Genomic DNA, 22,297 nt, shown 5'->3' on the forward strand with positions numbered 1-22,297 from the left:
CATGCACACAGACACTATATTTTATCAAATCTTCCTCACCTTCCACACTCTGTTATTTGAACTTCTCGGACAACCAACAGAAAATGCTCAAGGTTATAATTTTACCTCCGTTGAAGTCAAAGAAAAAGCTTTTCGATTTGATGGTATTTTCATGCCTGATAGTTTGCAAAAGCCTATCTATTTTGTAGAAGTTCAATTTCAAAACAAACCAGAATTTTACTGGGAATTAATTACAGAAATAAACATTTATCTCAATCAATATAAACCTCAACAAGATTGGCAAGCCATAGCTTTATTTGCTAAAGGTAGTTTAGATGTAGAAGTATTAACTCCTTATCAACAGGAATTAGTTAATAGTGGTCGTATCAAACGCATTTATTTAGATGAAATCCCACCAGGTTCAATAGGTATGGGATTAATTGAATTAATTCTGAGTAAGGAAACAAAAGCTCCAGAATTAGTTCAAAACCTGATGCAAAGAACAAAAACAGAGATTACCAATTCTGCAGAAAAACAAGGTATTATAGAGTTATTGGAAAGCGTTTTGGTATCGAAGTTTTCAAAATTAACCCGTCAGGAGATTGAAGCGATGTTTTTAGTAAGTGATATCAAACAAACTAGGGTATATCAAGAAGCAAAGCAGGAAGGTAAACAGGAAGGTAGACAAGAAGGTAGACAAGAAGGTAGACAAGAAGGTAGACAAGAAGGTAGACAAGATGAAGCAATTAACTTACTGGTGCGAATATTATCCAAGCGATTTGGGAAATTGACCAATAGCTACATCGGAAATATCAACAAACTCACCATAGCGCAACTAGAAGACCTGGGAGAAGCATTATTAGATTTTGTGGATATTAACGACCTGGAACAATGGCTAAAAGCCCACACAGAATTATAGCTCATGCACACAGACACTATATTTTATCAAATCTTCCTCACCTTCCACACTCTGTTATTTGAACTTCTCGGACAACCAACAGAAAATGCTCAAGGTTATAATTTTACCTCCGTTGAAGTCAAAGAAAAAGCTTTTCGATTTGATGGTATTTTTATGCCTGATAGTTTGCAAAAGCCTATCTATTTTGTAGAAGTTCAATTTCAAAACAAACCAGAATTTTACTGGGAATTAATTACAGAAATAAACATTTATCTCAATCAATATAAACCTCAACAAGATTGGCAAGCCATAGCTTTATTTGCTAAAGGTAGTTTAGATGTAGAAGTATTAACTCCTTATCAACAAGAATTAGTTAATAGTGGTCGTATCAAACGCATTTATTTAGATGAAATCCCACCAGGTTCAATAGGTATGGGATTAATTGAATTAATTCTGAGTAAGGAAACTCAAGCCCCAGAATTAGTTCAAAACCTGATGCAAAGAACAAAAACAGAGATTGGTAACGACAGTGAAAGACAAGGTATTATAGATTTACTGGAAAGTGTTTTGGTGTCGAAGTTTTCAAAATTAACTCGTCAGGAGATTGAAGCGATGTTTTTAGTAAGTGATATCAAACAAACTAGGGTATATCAAGAAGCAAAGCAAGAAGAAGCAACAAACTTACTGGTACGGATGTTATCTAAGCGGTTTGGGAAATTGACCAATAGCTACATCGAAAATATTAACAGTCTGACCATAGCGCAACTAGAAGACCTAGGAGAAGCATTATTAGATTTTGTAGATATTACCGACCTAGACGAATGGCTAAAATCTCACAACTAAGCTACTGTTTTTAAATTTTAATTTCACCCTTGCGGTACTGGCTTATAATTGCCAAGGGGCTTATGCTCCTGTACTCGTAAGTCCAAGGGGGATAGATGACAATTAAACGGTTGCTGTTAATTGGGCTAACTTTGTTAGCAATAATGTTGTCAGGGTTATCTTTATTAAATAGCTGGCAAAAACCTCAATTCCAGAGTCGTCTAGAATTGTACCAGACTAATATTGTCTTACAAGCCCAAGCATGGCAACCAGAAGATAGCAGCGACAAGAGTATTCAAACAATTCAAGAATCTATTCTCGGTGCAAATCCCATAGAAAGCGCAATAAAGCAATATCAAACAGCGAGTAAATCTGTTCAAACAAGTTTAGAGACAACTAATACAAAATTAGTAAAACTGCAATCTTCAGCAGATCTTCCTATTTCCGCAGAGGAGAAAAGTTTACAAAAATCTCAACAGCAACAAGAAAAATTATTAGCGGAAGTAGATTTGCGGTTAGGAATTTTGCAAGCACAGCAACAGGAAACGGACAACGCAATTAAAACTTGGAGTCAGTTACAGCAATATTCAGATATCAACTCCAAATATCCAGAAACTGCTCAAGTTTTAAGTGGAATGTGGAGTAAACCTCCGCGTCTCTTCCCCAAAGCTGAACAACTTATTCAACAAAACTTAGATACTTGGTTTCGTTCTACAGCTTTAGAGCAATTATATCAAGTTCAACAACGTCAAGAAGCCCTATCAGCTTTGAAAATTGCCCAACAAGAAGCGGCAACCCAAGCATTGTTAAAATTAGCGATAATTGCCACTATACCTACCTTAACAGCTTTTATTGGGCTAATACTGTTGATTTTCTTATTCGGTCAACGCTTACTCAAAGGTCGAGAATCCTTTCTAGCGATAAATAGCGATTTAGTTTGGTCAACTCCTTGGAATTGGGAAATAATTATTCAAGTTTTCATCCTCGGCTTTTTCTTAATGGGGCAATTATTTATACCAGAATTATTATCTATTTTGCCTATTCCCCGTGGTACAGGTAATGCCAAAATTGAGGCTTTTACGGTTTTAGTCAGTTATCTATTAGTGTCTTTAGGTTGTTTCTCTGTTCTATATTTTTCCATTAGACGTTTTTTCCCCCTTCCCGAAAACTGGTTTCGCTTCAATTTCTTCAGTAATTGGTTTTTGTGGGGATTTGGTGGCTATTGTACAGCTTTACCAATTGTGGTGATAGTATCACTGATTAATCAAAAATTATGGCAAGGACAAGGTGGCAGTAATCCACTTTTGCAAATGGCACTGGAAAGCCGGGATAATACGGCATTGGGTATATTTTTCTTTACCGCAGCCATAGCCGCACCGTTGTTTGAAGAAGTCCTATTTCGGGGCTTTTTATTACCATCTTTGACTCGTTATACCTCTGTTTGGGGGGCAATTTTCGTCAGTAGCTTGTTATTTGCGGCTGCTCACCTGAGTTTATCAGAAATACTCCCGCTTACAGCATTGGGAATAGTCTTAGGAATAGTTTACACGCGATCGCGCAATTTACTTTCTTCTATGCTTCTCCACAGTCTTTGGAATAGTGGCACATTAATTAGTTTATTTCTTTTAGGTAGTCAGTAGGGGCGTATTTCTTTTAGGTAATCAGTAGGGGCGTATTTCTTTTAGGTAGTCAGTAGGGGCGTATTTCTTTTAGGTAATCAGTAGGGGCGTATTTCTTTTAGGTAATCAGTAGGGGCGTATTTCTTTTAGGTAATCAGTAGGGGCGTATTTCTTTTAGGTAATCAGTAGGGGCGTATTGCAATACGCCCCTACAGTTGTTAGGGAATAGGTGAAAATAATTAATTAGGTTATTATTAACTGTTTTTATCCTAACAGCTAACTCCTCAACTACTCCTAAAACAAAATTCTCCGGATTTCACAACAATATATATGTAGAAAAATCTATAATGTCGTATCTTTGCTGATTTTGAGGTTAATTGTCACCTAAAAATTAGACAGGATACTGCATCATATTTTTCTGCCAAATTTCTTATTTCTTATCAGTATTTAAACCATACAGGAATTGTAACTCGAAAGTCATTATCAACTCCCTAGATTTTATTCTTTATAGATAAAGGAGGATAACTAAATATGAGTAATCTTAACCCATCTCACACTACTAAACAACTGTTAGCTGGTTATGCTGGAATTATTTTTGGTGGATTTGGGCTGCATAAATTCATTCTTGGTTACACATCAGAAGGTTTTATTATGTTAGCAATTTCCGTAATTGGTGGCTCTTTTACTTACGGACTTACATTAATAGTTATGCAACTCGTTGGTTTAGTTGAAGCCATGATTTACTTTAATAAATCCCATGAAGAATTTGTTAATACCTATTTTGTGAATAAACAAGGCTGGTTTTAGAAAGTTTGTTATGTAAAATTGATATGCAAATTCTTAAATACAAACAGATCAATTTGCTCATTTTGCTAATTATGAGTATTGCGTATTTTAGTATAGTATCAGATTGGGAAATCAATTATTTTTGCAAAAGCTTGATTTTGATGTTGCCATTACAATTAACTACTATAATTTACACTATCAAAATCAGGGATAAGTCGTCTGAACTATGATTTTTTTTGATTTAGATGATTTTTATGATTTGAAGAAGAGAATCTCACTAGTTTCGGTAACTGCTATAATTTACACTATTAAAATCGTCTGAACTATGATTTTTTTGATTTAGATGATTTTTATGATTTGAAGAAGAGAATCTCACTAGTTTCGGTAACTGCTATAATTTACACTATCAGAATCATCTGAACTATGATTTTTTTGATTTAGATGATTTTTATGATTTGAAGAAGAGAATCTTACTTATTACTTGTCACTTCAATTTTTGCGCTTTAGGTGATTGAAATCAGAAAATTTCACCTGTTACCTCAAGAAACTTAATATTCTTTCACTTGGTCAAAGTGGTAGATTTCGCTTAACCTCAAAGTAGAGACGCTAGTTGTTAAGCGTCGAAACTAACAAGAGCGAACCTAAAAACTGGCCATGCAACTGATCCCAAAAAATGAAATAGTTATAGAATCTGCCCCTTCCACAAAAATACTAAACTCAGAGAAAATTATTTTAGATGTTGGGGGGATGAAGTGTGCTGGATGTGTAAGTGCAGTTGAAAAACAGCTTATTCAGCATCCAGGAGTTAAAAGCGTTTGTGTTAACCTGGCAACAGAAGTTGCAGTCATAGAGGCGGAAGTTGGTACTGTAGATGCAGAGGCACTAGCTCAGGGATTGACAGCTACAGGATTTCCTAGTCAATTGCGGACAGCTAAAAGGGCTGGTGATAAATCTGCAATCTCTAACTCAGAAGTTAGACAACGCCAAGAAATGCAGGGGACAATTAGACAGTTAGTAATTGCGAGTTTACTCCTGGTACTGTCGGGAATTGGTCATTTTGGGAATATTGGTAGTGCAATTTTTCCCTTCTTAAATGACATCTGGTTTCATTGTGGACTGGCTACTATTGCCATGATTATTCCTGGTAGACCAATTTTAGTCGAAGGCTGGCTAGGTTGGCGACGGGGTGCGCCCAATATGAATACCCTTATCGGTTTGGGAACGCTGACAGCTTATACGGCGAGTTTGGTGGCGTTATTGTTCCCCCAAATGGGTTGGGAATGCTTTTTTGATGAACCGGTGATGATGTTGGGTTTTATTCTGTTGGGGAGAACTTTAGAAAAACAGGCTAGAGGACGTGCAGCTAAGGCATTTCGGCAATTGTTAGCCCTATCACCCCAAACAGCCCGGTTAATTATTAACCCAGAACCAGAAAAATTAATTGCTGGGGCAAATATTATAGAAATTCCGGCGGAACAAGTGCGTGTGGGTGAATGGTTGCAAGTGCTACCAGGAGATAAAATTCCTGTTGATGGTGAGGTGCGGTTTGGACAAACTACGATAGATGAGGCGATGCTGACTGGGGAAGCACTACCTGTGATGAAGCAATTAGGAGATTCTGTGACTGGGGGAACCTTAAATCAGTCAGGAGCGATCGCTATTCAAGCTACCCGCACAGGTGATGATACAACTCTAGCCCAAATTGTGGCTTTGGTAGAAGCTGCCCAAACTCGCAAAGCCCCAGTGCAGAAATTAGCAGATACGGTAGCTGGATATTTTACCTACGGTGTCTTAACAGCGGCTGGTTTAACATTTGCATTTTGGTATTTATTGGGAACTCACCTCTGGCCAGATGTGATTATGTCTGGTAGTATGGAAATGTCTCACAGTATGGGACATAATCCCCAACATTTATTTCCTCACACCCATTATTCCTCATTGTTAATTAGTTTAAAATTAGCGATCGCTGTGATGGTAGTTGCTTGTCCTTGTGCTTTAGGACTAGCTACCCCGACAGCTATTTTAGTGGGAACGGGTATGGGTGCAGAACGGGGATTATTAATCAAAGGTGGCGACGTTTTAGAAAAAGTCCACAAACTAGATACAGTGGTTTTTGATAAAACCGGAACTCTCACCACAGGTAAGCCCACAGTCACTGATTGTCTAGTCCTTACCGAATCAATTTTACCATCATCATTAATCCAACTAGCAGCAGCCGTAGAAAGCGGTACTTATCATCCCCTCGCTATAGCTATTCAGGAAGAAGCTAAACGTCAAGAGTTAATCATCCCTAGTGCGGTAGACTTCCACACAGAACCAGGAATGGGCGTATCTGCTGTAGTTGGGGGGAAAAATGTCCTTTTAGGTAACTGGGAATGGTGCCATTACCACCAAGTCAATATTAATGAAACAGCAGAACAACAAGGACACCAACTAGCTACAGCAGGAAAAACCGTGATTGCTGTGGCTGTAGATGGAACTTTAGCAGGATTAATTGCTGTTAGTGATACCCTCAGACCAGATGCTAAAACCGCAGTAGACAAATTGCGACAAATGGGTTTGCGAGTTATGCTCCTCAGTGGTGATAGATTAGAAGCAGCTAATGCGATCGCTAAACAACTAGGAATCACCAATGCTGATATCATGGCAGGTATTCCCCCAGCCCAGAAAGCCGCTACCATTCAATCGCTTCAATCTGGGAAAATCAAATCTTATGTAGCTATGGTAGGAGATGGCATTAATGATGCCCCAGCTTTATCCCAGGCAGATGTAGGTATAGCTTTACATTCTGGTACAGATGTGGCAATGGAAACAGCCGAAATTATCTTAATGCGAAATTCCCTTACTGATGTTGTAAAATCCATTCAGCTAAGTAGATCCACTTTTAATACCATCCGTCAGAATTTATTTTGGGCTTTTGCTTATAATACTATAGGTATTCCCCTCGCAGCTGGTGTATTATTACCTAGTTGGGGTTTTGTTCTCGGTCCTGCCAGTGCAGCGGCATTAATGGCCTTTAGCTCTGTCAGTGTTGTAACTAACTCAATTTTATTAAGGAGGTTTGCTCCCTAGTTTAATAGTCAATGATTTTTCTTTCTGTAATCTCTAAAATAATGCAAAAAAAAGATCCTCCATTAATATTTATGCTTGATCAAAGTTTAGGTAACTATTGTACCTATCATGGAAATGGCAACAGTAACTAATGAAAAACATCTACTGATTATTGAAGATAATCAAGGACGGAAAGAATTTCTTTTAGAAAACCTTGTTTATTCTATCGGTAGAGATCATGATTGTCATATTCGTTTATTTTCCCAGTTTGTTTCCCGTCATCATGCCACATTAGTAAGATTACCCCGCTCAAATAATAGTCAACAATATTATTATCGAATTGTGGATGGTAATACTAAAGGAAAACCCAGTTCTAATGGTTTGATGATTAATGGACAAAAAATTCCAGCGCATAATCTCCGCAATGAAGATGAAGTTATTTTTGCACCCCAAGTCCGCGCAATTTATTATCTATTGCAAAATACTGAGATTTTTTCCTCAACTGATGCCATTGAATATGACATTACATTAATCAACCCAGGGATGAATGAAGATTTGGAAAAATAACAGAATATTTATTTAATAAAGTAAGCAACGTGGATTCATTAACTAACAATTCTTTGTAAGTTGGGTGAAGCAACAGCGTAACCCAACATTAGATTTATTCCTCAGTTAAGTAATAAACAACAAGCAATAGCAATGAAAATAGCAATTAGTGGTGCAACAGGATTTGTGGGCAGTCGGTTAGTAGAAAGACTACACACAGAAGGTCATAGAATATTAGTATTAACTCGGAATACTACCTTTGCTCAAAAGGTTTTTCCCTTTCAAGCATTTCCTAATTTAGAAATTATTTCCTATACCCCTGGTGTATCCGGCAGTTGGCAAGATAGCATAGCTGGTTGTGATGGAGTAGTTAATTTGGCAGGAGAACCCATTGCTGAGGGACGTTGGACACCAGAACGCAAGCAAGAAATCCTCAATACTCGCAAACTGGGTACACAAAAAATAGTTGCAGCTATAGCTAAAGCTAATCCCCAACCCAGCGTTTTAGTCAATACTTCGGCTATTGGTTACTACGGAACTAGTGAAACTGCGAGTTTTGATGAAGATAGTGCTTCTGGTAATGACTTTTTGGCTCAAGTCTGTCAAGAATGGGAAGCAGAAGCCAGCAAGGTCAAAGATGCCAATGTCCGGTTAGTAATTCTACGTTTTGGCATTGTTTTGGGTAATGGTGGTGCTTTGGGGAAAATGATTACCCCCTTTAAACTATTTGCCGGTGGACCTATTGGTAGTGGTCAACAATGGTTTTCGTGGATTCACTTAGATGATATCGTTAGTTTAATCATCCAAGCTTTAACCAAACCAACAATGGAGGGAGTATATAATGCTACTGCTCCTCAACCAGTCCGCATGAATGATTTAAGTACAACTATGGGTAACGTGATGAATCGTCCCTCTTGGTTGCCTGTTCCTGGATTTGCAATAGAGGCTATATTGGGAGACGGGGCAAAGGTAGTTTTGGAAGGACAACAGGTTTTACCCAAACGCACTTTAGAGTCAGGTTTTGAGTTTCAATATCCAAATTTGCCATCAGCATTAAAGCAGATTCTCCTTTGACACTCTCACTGGCTTTAGCCACTGAGATTCTTGGTTCAACGAGTCCACTTAACTTAGAACCCTTGCGGTATCTAAGCCAGAGGTGGTTCTCTCCCCAAGCGTTAACTTTCCCTCTGCCCGAAGGTAGTTGCATTACTGCAAATTTTGATTGAGTTTAAATTCTGTGTCGTCTAGCTCCCATGAAGATTTTACCTATTCGGAGGGCAGTCACTAGAACTATGGAATAGAACCCCATATCTTCAGTTGTCAAGGTACAGATTGCCGTTAGGCAGTTAGGTTTTTATACAGGTTGATTACCATTCCTGTTGTGAACAGTATAACACCATTGAGAGCGAAGATGACAAAACTTCGCGCACCTTAACCAATTTTCATAAAAAGAAAGACTCTATGCGCTTTATTACCGCACGAGTCGCTTATATCTCAGGTCTAAAGACACTGAGCTTTACGCTTACCGGATGCTCTTGTAATTTATAGTTAATAGATAGTTACAAAAATTCACAAATGCTATACAAACGTTTTGGCCGCACAGAATTACAAATGCCTGTTTTCTCCTGTGGAGGAATGCGATATCAATATAAATGGCAAGATGTTATCCCAGAGGAAATTCCTAGAGATAATCAAGAAAATTTAGAAGCTGTAATTCGCCGTTCTGTAGAATTGGGAATTAATCATATTGAAACTGCACGCGGTTATGGAACATCAGAAATGCAGTTAGGAAAAATTCTGCCTCAGTTTCCTCGTGAAAAATTAATAGTCCAAACTAAAGTTTCTCCTGTCGCAGACCCTCAAAAATTTCGCCAAACCTTTGAAAAATCTTTAGCTTATCTTCAGTTAGATTATGTTGATTTGTTTGGTTTGCATGGAATTAATAATGCAGAAACTTGGGATTATAGTATTCGTGAAGGGGGTTGTTTAGAAGTAGCAAAACAGTTGCAATCTGAGGGTAAAATCAGATTCATTGGCTTTTCTACTCACGCTCCCACAAATATAATTTTGCAAGCAATTAATAGTAATCAATTTGATTATGTTAATTTGCATTGGTACTATATTAATCAATGGAATTGGGCTGCTATTGAAGCTGCAAATAAATTAGATATGGGTGTATTTATTATTAGCCCATCTAATAAAGGCGGTTTATTATATGAACCTTCCCAAAAGTTAGTTGATTTGTGTACGCCTTTGAGTCCAATGGTGTTTAATGATTTATTTTGTTTGAGTTATCCTCAAGTGCATACATTGAGTATAGGAGCAGCTAAACCAACTGATTTTGATGAGCATATCAAAACTTTAGAATTGTTAAATAATGCAGCAGAAATCCTACCACCAATTATTTCCAGATTAGAGTCAGAAGCAGTCAATATTTTAGGAGAAGACTGGGTAAAAACCTGGGAGACTAATTTACCAACTTGGGAAAAAACGCCAGGGGAAATAAATATGCGGGTGATTTTGTGGTTATTAAATTTAGCTTTAGCTTATGACATGATAGACTATGGCAAAATGCGTTATAATCTCTTAGGACAGGCTAATCATTGGTTTCCTGGTAATAGGGCTGATAAGTTAAATGAATTAGATTTACGAGAATGTCTTGCTAATAGTCCCCAAGCTGAAAAAATTCCGCAGATGTTAGCGAAAGCCCAAGAAATATTAGGAAGTGCAGAGATAAAGCGTTTATCTCAGAGTTGAAACGCGAAACATAATTCATCCCGTAATTATCCAACATCGAAAAATTATCAAGTTTTAAAAGGGTGCAATTACTGATTTTGCCATTTTGGTTAAGGAATTGTAATTACCTGCTTTCAATCCAATCATATATTGCACACCATTTTGTCTCCAGGTTAATGTAGCATCTGAGCAATTAGCACCACAACGAAAATCTACAAAATAGCCAGTAATACCCTTAGTTAACAATACTGATTTACCAGTCAGACGGGGCATTTTGGGTGTGATGGCTTCTCCTGTAATTATACCCAGACGGCAAGCTGTTCCACCAGTACAATCGGGACTAAAACCCAGTAATATTTCGTATTTATTCTTTGTAGCAGTTTCCATAATGGCGTAAAGTGGATTTTCCCCATCTGATTCAGAAACATACTGAGGTAATAAAATCTTGATCTGGGTTTTTTGCTTTAATTCGGAGAGAATTGGGTTGAAAACTGGGTTTACTTGGGTATTTTTACTCTGTAATTCCTGTTTTACCATTATTTGCGGCTGATTTTTAGCAGATGCTATAATTTCATCTTGAAAACTCCCCATATAAGTTAAAAAAACTAAGCTACATAGAGGATAGATATTTTTTAAAGTCTTCATTATTAACAACCTATTTCACTAAATATACTATTTTAATATTGTAGGGTGCATTAGAACGAAGTTCGTAATGCACCAAATTCTTGATAATGATGCGTTACGCTGTCGCTAACACACCAAATTCTTGATAATGATGCGTTACGCTGTTGCTAACACACCAAATTCTTGATAATGGTGCGTTACGCTGTCGCTAACACACCCTACTTGTAATTAAAAATTTAAAATATCTAAAGATGCTTCTATTTCTAATTCTATAATTCTAGCTTGTGTATCTTTATATTCTGCTAATTTTCCTGCTTGCCAATATAAATCTGCTGCTTTCTGAAAATCCTCAACTGCTCCCTGTTTATCTGCAATCTCTAACCGAGCATTTCCTCGGTTATAATAAGCGTTAACGTAGTGAGAATTTATTTTAACTACCTGAGTATAATCGGTAATTGCTGCTGCATATTTTCCTGAATCAAAATGAGCATTACCCCGACAATAATAAGCATCAATATCATCAGGATTAATTTGAATTACTTGGGTATAATCGGTAATTGCTCCTTCATTATCTCCTGATTCAGCCCAATCATTTCCACGATTTTTATACCCAATAGCATCATCAGAATCAATATTAATTACTGGTTTTAATTGCTGTTGATCATTTAATAAATAACGAGATATTTGCCTATCTTTTTGCGTAGTAGCATAATCAGGATTCAGCTTAATTGCTTGATTATAATCTTCAATTGCTCCTTGGGTATCACCAATATGCGAACGAACATCAGCACGATTTTTATAATTAATCGCAAAATGTGGATTAATTCTAATAGCTTGGGTGTAAGCTTCTATAGCTATTTGATAATTACCTAGTTGATAATGTACCAAACCTATTTGATTGTAAGCTTGAGGATGATTAATATTAAGATTTATTGCCTGACTATAATTAATAATTGCGGTGTGATACTCACCTAATTGATAATTAACTAAACCTAGTTTATAATAAATATCAGCATCACTATTATTAAATTGTAAAGCTTGATTATAACTATTAATTGCTGCTGTATACTCCCTTTTTTGTAAATATTCATCACCGAGAGTTAAATAAAAAGTAGTTAAATCAACAGATGCAGATTGGGGTTTAATTAGTTGACTCTGAGCTAAATTAGATTTATGAGCATTTGAGGAAACTTGAAATTGTTCTAAATAGGAAAATAAACCACCAGCATACAATAATTGATTAATCCCAAAGGAAATTTTCCCCGTTTTCAATTTAATCATTTGTGTGGGAAGAAATCCAGCTAAAAAAAGGTGATATGCAGATTGGGCTTCATTGACTTCTTCCTGAATCAAAATACAGACAATTACCGCATTTTTTTCCACTTCTTCCGCACTAACTGACCATCTAACTCTATCAATACTACCGTGACGAGATTTGACTTCAACGCCAATTAAAGAATTAGCAGTGAGAGTGAAATCACTTTTACCATCACCACCAAAGCGTTTTTCATAATCTACTTCAGTAATAAAATCAGCTAACCGTTCTTTAACAACTTCCTCGCCTAATTTACCTTTGAGGTTATTAATAAAAACATCACGAACTGGGGAAGTGCGTTTATATTTTTCCGCCATTAACCAGCAAAATTCTCGTAATGACTTTAATCTATCACCAGAAATAATAGTTAATTCACTATGTTGACCTTCTATTTCACAATGAAGTAGACAACTTGATGTTAACCTTCTAAGAAAGTCAGACTGTAGCGATCGCAGGAGGGTAATCCAATCCATGTTTGACACTCTCAGGGCTAAAGCCGCTGAGATTCTTTGATCAAAGACATGACTTGCTCAGACAGGATTACTCCAACCTGAGTAGAGGACTCATCTCCTAAAGCGTTACTCATGTCTAGCATGAAGGTTTCGGTATGCCCTACCGTACCCAATCCCCGACGAAGGATATTTCTAGCTGCATTTTCATCTCTATCCATGACACAACCACACCGACAAACGTGGGTGCGAGTAGATAGAGTTTTCTTCACAATTTCACCGCAACTAGAGCATTCTTGGCTCGTGTATTGCGGATTAACCGCAACTGTGAGCTTCTTGAAAACCTGACCAAAGTATTCCAGCCAGACACGAAACTGATACCAAGATGCGTCGTTAATAGACTTAGCTAAACAATGATTTTTCACCAAATTTTTAATTCTCAAATCTTCATAAGCTATCAAGTCGTTAGACTGAACTACGCACCGTGCTAACTTCACAGCATGGTCTTTACGTTGCCTACTTATTTTGAGATGGCGTTTTCCTAAAGTCTGTCTAGCTTTGCCCCTATTTTTTGAACCTTTTACCTTTCTGGAAACACGACGTTGCGAACGTTTAAGAACCTTTTCTCCAATCCGGAGAAATTTGGGATTCTCAATCATTACGCCCTCAGAATCAGTGTAGTATTCTTTCAAACCTACATCCAACCCAATTGTATTTCCTGATAGTGCTATATCTTCTTGACGGTTGACATTAATACAAAATTGAACACAAATACCGTCCGCACGTTTTACCAATCTTACCCGTTTAATTTGGTTAATTTGGTAAAAATGCAGATCACGAGTTCCTTTAAGTTTTAATCGCCCAATCCCTTTTTTATCGGTGAAGGTGATAAACTTACGGTCATTGGTTAGTTTCCAGCCAGAAGTTTTGTATTCGACAGAACGACAATCTTTCTGGAATTGAGGAAAGCCCTTTTTACCGAAAACCCCTTTTTTGCAATTATCACAAAACCGAGAGATAGAAAACCATGCTCGTTCTGCACTGGCTTGTCTTGCCATTGAATTGAGTTCATTCGCAAAGGAGAATTTAGCAGCAAGTACGGCACAATATTTGTTTAAATCATTTTTGCCTGTGTTTTTCACATCTATCCATAGCCGAATACAGCTATTGCGAATAAACTGTGCAGTCCGAATTGCATCACCTACTGCTTTTATTTGCGCTGACTTCCCGTAAGCTTTAAACTCAAAAACAAGCATCTTTTTCCCTCCCATTTTGATGCTACTCTGTCTAAAATAAAATAGCAAGCCCAGTAGAAAGATGACTGCGACTAAAGTCGCAGGAGTCGCTTATATCTCAGCCCTAAAGGGACTGAGTTTTACGCTTACCCAGTTATTTTATAATATTTCTGCGGTCTTTTAATTAACTTACAGCAGGCAACAGGGAGCAGGCTTGAAAGTTTCTTGGTATATGACTTTTTCTCGCTTTTCCCCTGTTATATCTCCTGACAGTTAATTACTCAGGATTTTTTTCTTCTTCCTTGATTTGGCGTAACTTTTGGATGAGTTTTTGATTAGATTCAGTAGATACAGCGGGAGAATCACTACTTGGTGTCGCCGACTTAACAGGATCAGGAGTATTTACTGCTGGAGTTCCAGAGGAATTTTGAGTATTCTGGGGTTCAGGTAATTTTTTAAGATTCAGAGTTGCAGAAGGTTGTACTTTCAGTTCAGGTAATTTTTTAGAATCTGATGTTCCTGAAGGTTGTATTTTCAATTCAGGTAATTTTTTAAGATTCAGAGTTGCAGAAGGTTTGATTTGAGATTCAGGTAATTTTTCAGTATTTGGTGTGACTGAAGGTTTGATTTGAGATTCAGGTAATTTTTCAGTATTTGGTGTGACTGAAGGTTTGATTTGAGATTCAGGTAATTTTTCAGTATTTGGTGTTGCTGAAGGTTTTATTTGAGATTCAGGTAATTTTTGAGTATTTGGTGTTGCTGAAGGTTTTATTTGAGATTCAAATACTTTTTCAGTATTTGTTGTAACTGAAGGTTGAATCTTAGAACTTACTCCCGAAGCATTAGGATTATTTTGGAACTTTAGTTGAAAAGGATAAGAGCTAATTACTTGCTTATCAGCTTGAGGTGGATTAGCACTGAAAAATTCTCGAACTTTAGATTGTAACTTCGGCGATTCTGTTCCTTCTTGAAACTTAATATCTAAAACCTTACCATCTGAATCTACAACTAATCTACCTACAACTGTGCCTTCCATCTCTAGTGTATCTGTAGAGATGGTTTCACGAATTACCCCTTTCTCTTTGATATTGGGATATTCTTGACGAATGTTTTGTCTAAGAGTGTTGTATGAGTTCAATTTAGCGAATTGTTCAGTTCTCTGACCTTTTGAGTCAGACTCATTTCTGAGAATTTCTGGTGATTTCCCCTTAGAATTATCTACTAAAGCTATTTTTTCCCCATCTTGGACAATTTTAACGGCATTATTTTCTGATTCCACTGTTTGTGGTGGTGAAATTCCTACTGTTGTTGAACTTCCAATATCAATAGGTTCAGCGGATGGATTATTCAGTGGTTCTCCAGGTATGTCATTATTTTGTCGAAGTTCTGGTAACCTATTAATACCTAGAGATCCAGTTTCTCGCATTCCCTGATCTAGATTATTGACCAAAGGTGAAATAGAGGAAACAGAGGGAGTATATGTGCTTCTTGGCAATCTAGACATTGCTCTCTGTAAGTCATTGCGAGTCAATCTTTCAATAGATTGCCTAGTAGGCAGGTAAGAGAGGTTATAATTAGTTAGCGAGCTAGGAATAGCTGGTAATACAGGCTGATTAGATAATTCTGTTTGTAAAGGGGGATAGTTAGTTAATGGGCTACCCAAATTAGTGCCTGGTAGTTGTTGTTGTATCGGTAGTTTAGGCTGCTGTAAGGCTACTGGGGATGTACTAGGAGGTTGTGGTAATCGGCTTTGATCAGCGGTACTCAATTCCATCAGTCCTACTGCTTTAGGTGAGTCAGCTTTTGAAGATGCACTAGTGTTAACTGGCATTAATGGCACAATTAAAGCAATAGCACCGTGAATACCAAGAGAGGCTATGGCGGCTATTCCCGTTGGTTGGCTTAATATTTCTGGTATATTTTTGAAGATGGATACGTAAGACATACTGTTATGGTTGATTTTGATCGGTTAAAGTTGAATAGAAATTTTATCAACAAAGAATTCAGGGGTTATCTTAAGAATGAAGTTAATATCCCACTGTATTATATACTTAGAGAAGGGAGTATAATGATACTCAAGCTAAAATGGATTAACTTCTGAAATTTGTGTCTTGGTGAATTATTTTTATTTTTTAGACTATTTTGCCATTGCCGAGACGCATCTTGTTCCCATACATAATAACTTCTCAAGAGGATAAGTTCAACAGGGGAATTAATGATATCTTCAGTTTTTATTTGTCTGTTGTCTCAATATAAAGAGGGAACGGGCAACAGGGAACAACAAAAAAGGAAGATTTAGATCCCACATGAAACACTCCACTTATTGAAGTCGGGTCTCTTACTCCCCGTTCACCGAACAGGACATAGGAAAAACTATTCCCTGTTCCCTTCTTCTATGACGCATAACTTCAGCAACAGACCAATCCTGAGCAATACCAAATCACTGCTGCAAGCAGTTTGCACATTGACGACAATGAGGTGCATTGCCATAAAAAATTTCCGAAATTGAACCAAAAATACTTAATTACAGCAAGTTGCAGGTAAACAAAGGTGGTTTTACCAGTTTTGACAAAAAATTGATATGCTCTTATCTTGGAAAACAGATGATTGTGATCAATCATTGTTTTCAGCCTCCTCTTTTTTAAATCAAACAATTTGATACTTGGATATCTAAATACTTAGGAGTATGAAAATGGGACTGAGCGATGAACTGTTGAATTCTCACAATCAGGCATTGATTGTCCAAGACTGCTGCAACATGATAGACTCACAACTAGCATCTAAGTCGGGTATGAGCGGAATAGCACTAAAAGCTGCTTTTGGCGCTCTCAAGGGAATTAAACCAGGGTATGTCCCCGATGTTGTCGAGTCCCTCTTACCGACCTGTTTTAAGGCACTTGATCCCATCTGGAGTGAAGGAGTGCAACAAGGAGAGCCAGTGAAACATCTGACAGTAAATAGCTCTCGAACTGCGGACGCGCTGCTAGGCGTTACTGATGAAAGAGTCAAGCACACGAAGCGGCAAATTGTGCGAGGAACCTATGATAAGTTACGTAATTCCGCCAAAAGACACGTAGAAGAGGCAATACCAGACTTGGCGACAATAATTGGTAAGTATGCTAAAAACTAGCCTGTAACCTGGCAGAATCGCTCCCATGCTTTGTGTGGGAGTGACTAATCAGATAATAATAAAATACTCAAATACCAAGAAAACAAATATTTAGGTCAGTTTAAATGCTGAGAGCATAAATAAACGGAGTAATCTGTAGTTTATGTGAACCAAACCACTCAAAACATGAGTAAACGTTATCTAGGTCAGTCAATTTTGGATTTACGATTTTGGATTTTGGATTTACTCCACCCTAAAATGGTGAAATTTAAATGTCTAATTTTGTTCTAGTTCTTGATACCAACAAAAAACCACTTACTCGAAATTAAGAAATATAAATGAAGTTGAAGGAGAATTAGGTTAATGACGCTTACCTATGGAACAGAGGGATACCTCCGTATTGGTCAACAGGCTCCCGATTTTACAGCAACATCCGTAGTAGATCAGGAGTTTAAGTCAATTAAGTTATCTGATTATCGTGGTAGATATGTTGTTCTCTTGTTCTATCCCTTAGATTTTACCTTTGTTTGTCCAACTGAAGTGACAGCATTTAGCGATCGCTACGCGGAATTCAGCAAACTAAGTACAGAAATTTTGGGTATTTCTGTTGATAGTGAATTTTCTCACCTCGCTTGGATTCAAACAGATCGTAAATCTGGTGGAGTTGGTGATATAAATTATCCCTTAGTTTCCGACATCAGAAAAGAAATTAGTGCCGCTTACAGCGTTCTTGATCCTAACGCCGGCATTGCTTTACGGGGTTTATTTATTATTGACAAAGATGGCATCCTCCAACACGCTACCATTAATAATCTAGCCTTTGGTCGCAATGTAGATGAAGCCCTACGAACATTACAAGCAATTCAGTACGTTCAGTCCCACTCCGAGGAAGTTTGTCCTGTTAATTGGCAACCTGGTGACAAAACAATGAATCCTGATCCCGTGAAGTCTAAAATTTACTTTGCTGATATTTAGAGAATTGGGAATTTGGTAATTAAACTTTTAACTTTGAATTTTTTATGCTGACTTCAACTGATTTTACTGGCTTGTTTAACGAGCGATTTTTCCATAATTTTTTACCTATACCCCCGTTAGATAATTTCCGATTGGGTGTAGGCACACCAGATTTTAAATTATCAGATATTACTAACAATACTGTTGTTAAATTATCTGATTTCCGAGGTAAACAACCTGTACTAATTGCCTTTACGAGAATTTTCACCGAAAAGCAATATTGTCCATTTTGTTATCCCCATATTAAAGCTTTAAATGAGAACTATGAACAGTTTAAAAATAGAGGAATTGAAGTTTTATTAATTACTAGTACCGATAAAAAGCAAAGTCAAATAATTGTGCAAGACTTGGGTTTAAAAATGCCATTATTGAGTGATTCTAGTTGTCATACATTTCGGACTTATAAAACTGGACAAGCATTAGGAGCGCCTTTATCCGCACAATTTGTATTAGATAAAGATGGAAAACTGCTCTATAGACATTTATTTTCTTTCTTAGATCATAATGCCAGCATAGAGACACTTCTAGCCAAATATACAGAAATATGCTGACAAACATCATTGGTGCAGCCTAATCCATAACCACCTAGTATGGTTTTGGTAAGCTGCATTTTAACTAATACAAATTAAACCATCAACATGATGACTCTTTAAATATTGAAGTGTTTATTTAGGCAAGAAATTGAAACCATAACCTATGCTCAAAGCAAATATTGTCCCACACATTTTCTATTATTGTATGGGAAATGTAACTTTAAAGCCAACCTTTACATAAGTAAATATTTTTTATAAATAATTAAGGGTGTTTTAATAAATACAACGCTCTTTGATACTATGGTAAAATTCTAGATTATGTACGGTGAGGTATTTTGCAGAGTTTTCCCCACATTATGGCTAACGATCCTCAAAAGAATACACAATCACAATTCTGGATAGTTCTCTAGGGAAATACTCTTAACAATCTTCACAACTTAACTTGTGCTAAATGACTGCGGGGGTTGTAAGTACGAATGGCTCTAATTTTTTCATAGCATTCCCGTTCTTGAGGAGTGAGGTCTTTTGGAGGGGCGATCGCCACTTTCACCAATTGATCACCCCGTCCACCTTTAGCTAAAGGCCAACCTTTACCACGTAACCGCAGGGATTGACCAGAACGCACTCCCGCAGGTAGCTTAACATTAACATTACCATCAGGTGTAGGTACATCTATCGTCGCGCCTAATGTAGCTTCGTCAGGGGTAATTAATACTTCGCAAACAAGATTATCCCCTTCTATTTGGAAAAAAGTATGGGGTTGTAATTCTACCTTTAAGTATAAATCTCCCCGTTGTTGATTCATGGGGTTAATTTGGCCTTTACCCTTCACCCGTAAACGAGTACCAGTTTTCGCACTACCAGGAATACGCACATCAATAGTTTCGTTTCCTAAACTAAACCGTTTTTGAACACCAGAAAATGCTTCTGCAAAAGTTAAAGTAATCACAGCTTCTGTATCTTGTGTGCTACCAGCAGAGCCATCTTGAAAACCAAAATCGCCACCTGGTCTACCAGTGGAAGTCCGATAAGAGTAACTTTGTCGGCCGCTGCGAGGTCCTGCACCACCAAATAATTCAGTTAAAAAGTCATTAAAACTGCCGTATTGACCAAAATCAACCCCGCCCATATCCACACCAGAACCACCACCGGGGATACCAATACCCGCTTGTTTCCAATATTGACCAAATTGGTCGTATTTTTTGCGTTTATCTGGGTCAGATAAGACCTCGTAGGCTTCATTAACTTCTTTAAACTTAGCTTCAGCCTGTTTGTTATTGGGGTTAACATCAGGATGATATTTACGGGCTAGTTTCCGAAAAGCTTGTTTAATTTCTTCTGAAGTGGCAGTTTTACTAATTCTTAACATTGCATAATAGTCTTTAAAATCGGTTGCAGCCATCTACTAGCCTCCTGTAGAAATTTAGGTGATGTTTTTTCTAAGATTTATTGGTAATTAACCCTGGTGGGTGACTTCGTTTTATTTGATGCCTGTGCCCTTTTTTTTGGTCTCATGGCAGGCAAAAAGATTCTGATATTAAAGTAACAAACAGTCCCCAAAATCAAGTGTGGTTCTTGCTGAAGGTACCAGCGTAATTCCCGTACTCTTGCCATTATTAAAAGGAAATAAGCTCGTCTATTCCTTCTTCTAAGCTGGGGGGAGCATCCCGGATTTGGCGGTGCATTCGGAGAATTATATCTTCGGGAACTTGACGAATCCGTTTTTGATTTCGTGTCAAACATAGCCAAACTGGAGTTTTCACCCAAACGCCCATAATATAACTAAAGCCACAATTACGGGCGAGGGTAATCACTTCTCGGCGATTTTTCCTTTGGGCGTGGGTAGCATCGAGAATTACCCCTTGATCTGCGGTTATGGCTTGCTGTAATTGTTGTTCCAGTTCGCGCCAAATTAGCAGCCAAGGCCCTTGAATTGCTTCTGAACCAAAAAGTTGCCCCCGGATAACATCTGTGGAAATTAGCCGCATCTGGGGGCATTCTGTCAGTAGTTGTTTTGCTAAAGTTGATTTACCACTACCAGGAAGACCAATTAGCAAAATTAATTTAGTCATTGGTTAGTAGTCATTGGTTAGTAGTTACAGCACTTCCCGATGTTATGAGGTACATGAACCCCACCCCCAACCCCCTCCCCGCTTGCGGGGAGGGGGCTAAGATGTACCTCATAAGAGCGCAAACCGCTGTATTAGTCATTAGCTATTAGTCGTTAGTCGCTAATTAACAAAGGAACAGTGACCAATGACCAATGACTAAATAATTGTTCCATCAGGAATTGCAGCATTTTTGAGGACGACAACAATGCCACTACGGATGTAGAAGCCTTGCTTTTCCCGTTCTGCTTCTTGGATGTTGTCCTTATTGATGATTTTTACATTGTTACCAATGCGGGCATTTTTATCAATGATGGCACGGCGGATAATGGTGTCTGTGCCAATACCGACGGGGATATCATTTGGTTCTAAGCTGCATTGTCTTTCAGCGGATGGTTGGTAATAGTCAGCACCCATGATCAGGGTTTCTTCAATTATAGATCTTGATTCTATCCGCGATCGCACTCCCAAAACTGAATGTTGAATCCGGCAATCTTTCAAGATACAACCGTCGCCAATCATAGATTCTGTGATTTGGCAATTCAACAGTTTAGAGGGGGGTAAGTAACGAGCGCGAGTATAAATTGGCGCTGCTTCATCATAGAAGCTAAAGGGAGGGAGCGGTTGCTTTGTTAGGGCTAAATTGGCTTCATAAAAAGATTCAATTGTCCCAATATCTTCCCAGTAGTCATCAAACAAGAAGGCTTGAACGTTGTGGTCTTTAGCAGCTTCGGGAATAATCTCTTTGCCAAAATCAGTTTGTGCTAAAGATTGTTTCAGTAACTTGATTAAAACATCTTTTTTAAAGACATAAATCCCCATTGAGGCGATAAATGGCTGTAGTTCGGCTTGTTCTTTTGTCAATCCCAATATGGTGGTATCAACTCGCATTTGCGCTAAAGCTTCACCTTTGGGTTTTTCGCTAAAGTCAATGACTCTACCGGATTCATTGATTTTCATCAAGCCATAATCTGAGGCGCGACGATCATCTATGGGAATTACGGAAAGTGTAATATCCGCATTTGTGTCTCTGTGACGCTGGATAAACTGACGGTAATCCATGCGGTAGAGGTGATCACCAGAAAGAATCAGAAATTCCTCTACATCCCAATCTTGTAACATCCAGATGTACTGACGCACAGCATCAGCCGTACCTTGGAACCAGTTGGGGTTTTCTGGGGTTTGTTGTGCTGCTAACACTTCTACAAACCCATCGCTAAACCCACTAAAGTTGTAAGCACGAGCAATGTGACGATTCAGAGAGGCTGAGTTAAATTGAGTAAGGACGTAGATTTTGAATATTTCGGAATTGATGCAGTTGCTAACAGGAATATCTATTAAGCGATACTTCCCAGCCACTGGTACTGCTGGTTTAGCGCGGAGTTTAGTTAACGGATAAAGCCGAGTACCCGCACCCCCACCCAGAATAATTGCTAAAACTTTTTTCACAAATTTTCTCCCAACTACCTTTCA

General features: G+C 37.9%; 17 protein-coding genes and 1 pseudogene. 11 read left to right on the forward strand and 7 right to left on the reverse strand.

Going from position 1 to position 22,297, the window contains the following annotated elements; all coding sequences use genetic code 11:
• Position 1 precedes the first annotated feature (1 nt).
• The 8 genes from EZY12_08245 (at position 2) to EZY12_08280 (ending at position 10,458) form a co-directional block, all read left to right on the forward strand.
• Entirely contained in the window at positions 2-898 is an 897-nt protein-coding gene (locus EZY12_08245) for an Rpn family recombination-promoting nuclease/putative transposase (GenBank protein ID QSX69580.1), read from the forward strand.
• A 3-nt stretch (positions 899-901) separates the two neighbouring features.
• Positions 902-1,720 (forward strand): DUF2887 domain-containing protein, encoded by an 819-nt coding sequence (locus EZY12_08250; protein QSX69581.1) that lies wholly within the window; start codon positions 902-904, stop codon positions 1,718-1,720.
• A 95-nt stretch (positions 1,721-1,815) separates the two neighbouring features.
• Entirely contained in the window at positions 1,816-3,339 is a 1,524-nt protein-coding gene (locus tag EZY12_08255; protein QSX69582.1) for a CPBP family intramembrane metalloprotease, read from the forward strand.
• Between the two features lie 510 nt (positions 3,340-3,849).
• Positions 3,850-4,125, forward strand: a complete 276-nt coding sequence (locus tag EZY12_08260; GenBank protein ID QSX69583.1) for an NINE protein — start codon at positions 3,850-3,852, stop codon at positions 4,123-4,125.
• Between the two features lie 633 nt (positions 4,126-4,758).
• Entirely contained in the window at positions 4,759-7,176 is a 2,418-nt protein-coding gene (locus EZY12_08265; protein QSX69584.1) for a copper-translocating P-type ATPase, read from the forward strand.
• 114 nt (positions 7,177-7,290) lie between these two features.
• Entirely contained in the window at positions 7,291-7,722 is a 432-nt protein-coding gene (locus tag EZY12_08270) for an FHA domain-containing protein (protein QSX69585.1), read from the forward strand.
• A gap of 132 nt (positions 7,723-7,854) precedes the next feature.
• Entirely contained in the window at positions 7,855-8,775 is a 921-nt protein-coding gene (locus tag EZY12_08275; protein QSX69586.1) for a TIGR01777 family oxidoreductase, read from the forward strand.
• Between the two features lie 501 nt (positions 8,776-9,276).
• The gene (locus EZY12_08280; GenBank protein QSX69587.1) at positions 9,277-10,458 is read left to right on the forward strand and encodes an aldo/keto reductase; all 1,182 of its coding nucleotides are present in this window, start codon (positions 9,277-9,279) and stop codon (positions 10,456-10,458) included.
• 54 nt (positions 10,459-10,512) lie between these two features.
• Here the strand turns inward: EZY12_08280 and EZY12_08285 are convergent, their stop codons facing one another.
• The 4 genes and pseudogenes from EZY12_08285 to EZY12_08300 all read right to left on the reverse strand — a co-directional run bounded on the left by EZY12_08285 (position 10,513) and on the right by EZY12_08300 (position 16,005).
• On the reverse strand, positions 10,513-11,085 hold the full coding sequence (locus tag EZY12_08285; GenBank protein QSX70577.1) for a hypothetical protein: 573 nt from the start codon (positions 11,083-11,085) through the stop codon (positions 10,513-10,515).
• Between the two features lie 204 nt (positions 11,086-11,289).
• Positions 11,290-12,849 carry a tetratricopeptide repeat protein gene (locus EZY12_08290; GenBank protein ID QSX69588.1) on the reverse strand — a complete coding sequence of 520 codons (1,560 nt, stop codon included), beginning with the start codon at positions 12,847-12,849 and terminating at the stop codon, positions 11,290-11,292.
• Positions 12,850-12,866: 17 nt separating this feature from the next.
• A complete protein-coding gene (locus EZY12_08295; protein QSX69589.1) occupies positions 12,867-14,081 on the reverse strand; it encodes a transposase in 1,215 nt (404 codons plus the stop codon).
• A gap of 661 nt (positions 14,082-14,742) precedes the next feature.
• Positions 14,743-16,005 (reverse strand): annotated as a pseudogene (locus EZY12_08300) (hypothetical protein).
• Between the two features lie 747 nt (positions 16,006-16,752).
• Between EZY12_08300 and EZY12_08305 the strand changes: the two are divergent.
• The 3 genes from EZY12_08305 to EZY12_08315 all read left to right on the forward strand — a co-directional run bounded on the left by EZY12_08305 (position 16,753) and on the right by EZY12_08315 (position 18,734).
• Positions 16,753-17,190, forward strand: a complete 438-nt coding sequence (locus tag EZY12_08305; GenBank protein ID QSX69590.1) for a hypothetical protein — start codon at positions 16,753-16,755, stop codon at positions 17,188-17,190.
• Between the two features lie 342 nt (positions 17,191-17,532).
• The gene (locus tag EZY12_08310; GenBank protein ID QSX69591.1) at positions 17,533-18,144 is read left to right on the forward strand and encodes a peroxiredoxin; all 612 of its coding nucleotides are present in this window, start codon (positions 17,533-17,535) and stop codon (positions 18,142-18,144) included.
• A gap of 44 nt (positions 18,145-18,188) precedes the next feature.
• Positions 18,189-18,734, forward strand: coding sequence for a redoxin domain-containing protein (locus EZY12_08315; GenBank protein ID QSX69592.1), 546 nt, complete (start codon positions 18,189-18,191; stop codon positions 18,732-18,734).
• A gap of 412 nt (positions 18,735-19,146) precedes the next feature.
• On the opposite strand, the gene EZY12_08320 is transcribed toward EZY12_08315, so the two are convergent.
• From EZY12_08320 to EZY12_08330, 3 genes are all read right to left on the reverse strand, one after another.
• Complete coding sequence (locus tag EZY12_08320; GenBank protein QSX69593.1) at positions 19,147-20,118, reverse strand: J domain-containing protein; 972 nt, start codon at positions 20,116-20,118, stop codon at positions 19,147-19,149.
• A 214-nt stretch (positions 20,119-20,332) separates the two neighbouring features.
• Complete coding sequence (locus EZY12_08325; GenBank protein ID QSX69594.1) at positions 20,333-20,788, reverse strand: AAA family ATPase; 456 nt, start codon at positions 20,786-20,788, stop codon at positions 20,333-20,335.
• A 195-nt stretch (positions 20,789-20,983) separates the two neighbouring features.
• On the reverse strand, positions 20,984-22,273 hold the full coding sequence (locus EZY12_08330) for a glucose-1-phosphate adenylyltransferase (GenBank protein ID QSX69595.1): 1,290 nt from the start codon (positions 22,271-22,273) through the stop codon (positions 20,984-20,986).
• Positions 22,274-22,297 lie beyond the last annotated feature (24 nt).

The sequence above is a fragment of the Dolichospermum sp. DET69 genome (genome assembly GCA_017355425.1).
Taxonomy (GTDB): Bacteria; Cyanobacteriota; Cyanobacteriia; order Cyanobacteriales; family Nostocaceae; genus Dolichospermum.

Coding starts and splice junctions, on each gene's coding strand:
- EZY12_08245 (QSX69580.1), top strand. CDS start 2: ATGCACACAGACACTATATTTTATCAAATCTTCCTCACCTTCCACACT.
- EZY12_08250 (QSX69581.1), top strand. CDS start 902: ATGCACACAGACACTATATTTTATCAAATCTTCCTCACCTTCCACACT.
- EZY12_08255 (QSX69582.1), top strand. CDS start 1,816: ATGACAATTAAACGGTTGCTGTTAATTGGGCTAACTTTGTTAGCAATA.
- EZY12_08260 (QSX69583.1), top strand. CDS start 3,850: ATGAGTAATCTTAACCCATCTCACACTACTAAACAACTGTTAGCTGGT.
- EZY12_08265 (QSX69584.1), top strand. CDS start 4,759: ATGCAACTGATCCCAAAAAATGAAATAGTTATAGAATCTGCCCCTTCC.
- EZY12_08270 (QSX69585.1), top strand. CDS start 7,291: ATGGCAACAGTAACTAATGAAAAACATCTACTGATTATTGAAGATAAT.
- EZY12_08275 (QSX69586.1), top strand. CDS start 7,855: ATGAAAATAGCAATTAGTGGTGCAACAGGATTTGTGGGCAGTCGGTTA.
- EZY12_08280 (QSX69587.1), top strand. CDS start 9,277: ATGCTATACAAACGTTTTGGCCGCACAGAATTACAAATGCCTGTTTTC.
- EZY12_08290 (QSX69588.1), bottom strand. CDS start 12,849: ATGGATTGGATTACCCTCCTGCGATCGCTACAGTCTGACTTTCTTAGA.
- EZY12_08295 (QSX69589.1), bottom strand. CDS start 14,081: ATGCTTGTTTTTGAGTTTAAAGCTTACGGGAAGTCAGCGCAAATAAAA.
- EZY12_08305 (QSX69590.1), top strand. CDS start 16,753: ATGGGACTGAGCGATGAACTGTTGAATTCTCACAATCAGGCATTGATT.
- EZY12_08310 (QSX69591.1), top strand. CDS start 17,533: ATGACGCTTACCTATGGAACAGAGGGATACCTCCGTATTGGTCAACAG.
- EZY12_08315 (QSX69592.1), top strand. CDS start 18,189: ATGCTGACTTCAACTGATTTTACTGGCTTGTTTAACGAGCGATTTTTC.
- EZY12_08320 (QSX69593.1), bottom strand. CDS start 20,118: ATGGCTGCAACCGATTTTAAAGACTATTATGCAATGTTAAGAATTAGT.
- EZY12_08325 (QSX69594.1), bottom strand. CDS start 20,788: ATGACTAAATTAATTTTGCTAATTGGTCTTCCTGGTAGTGGTAAATCA.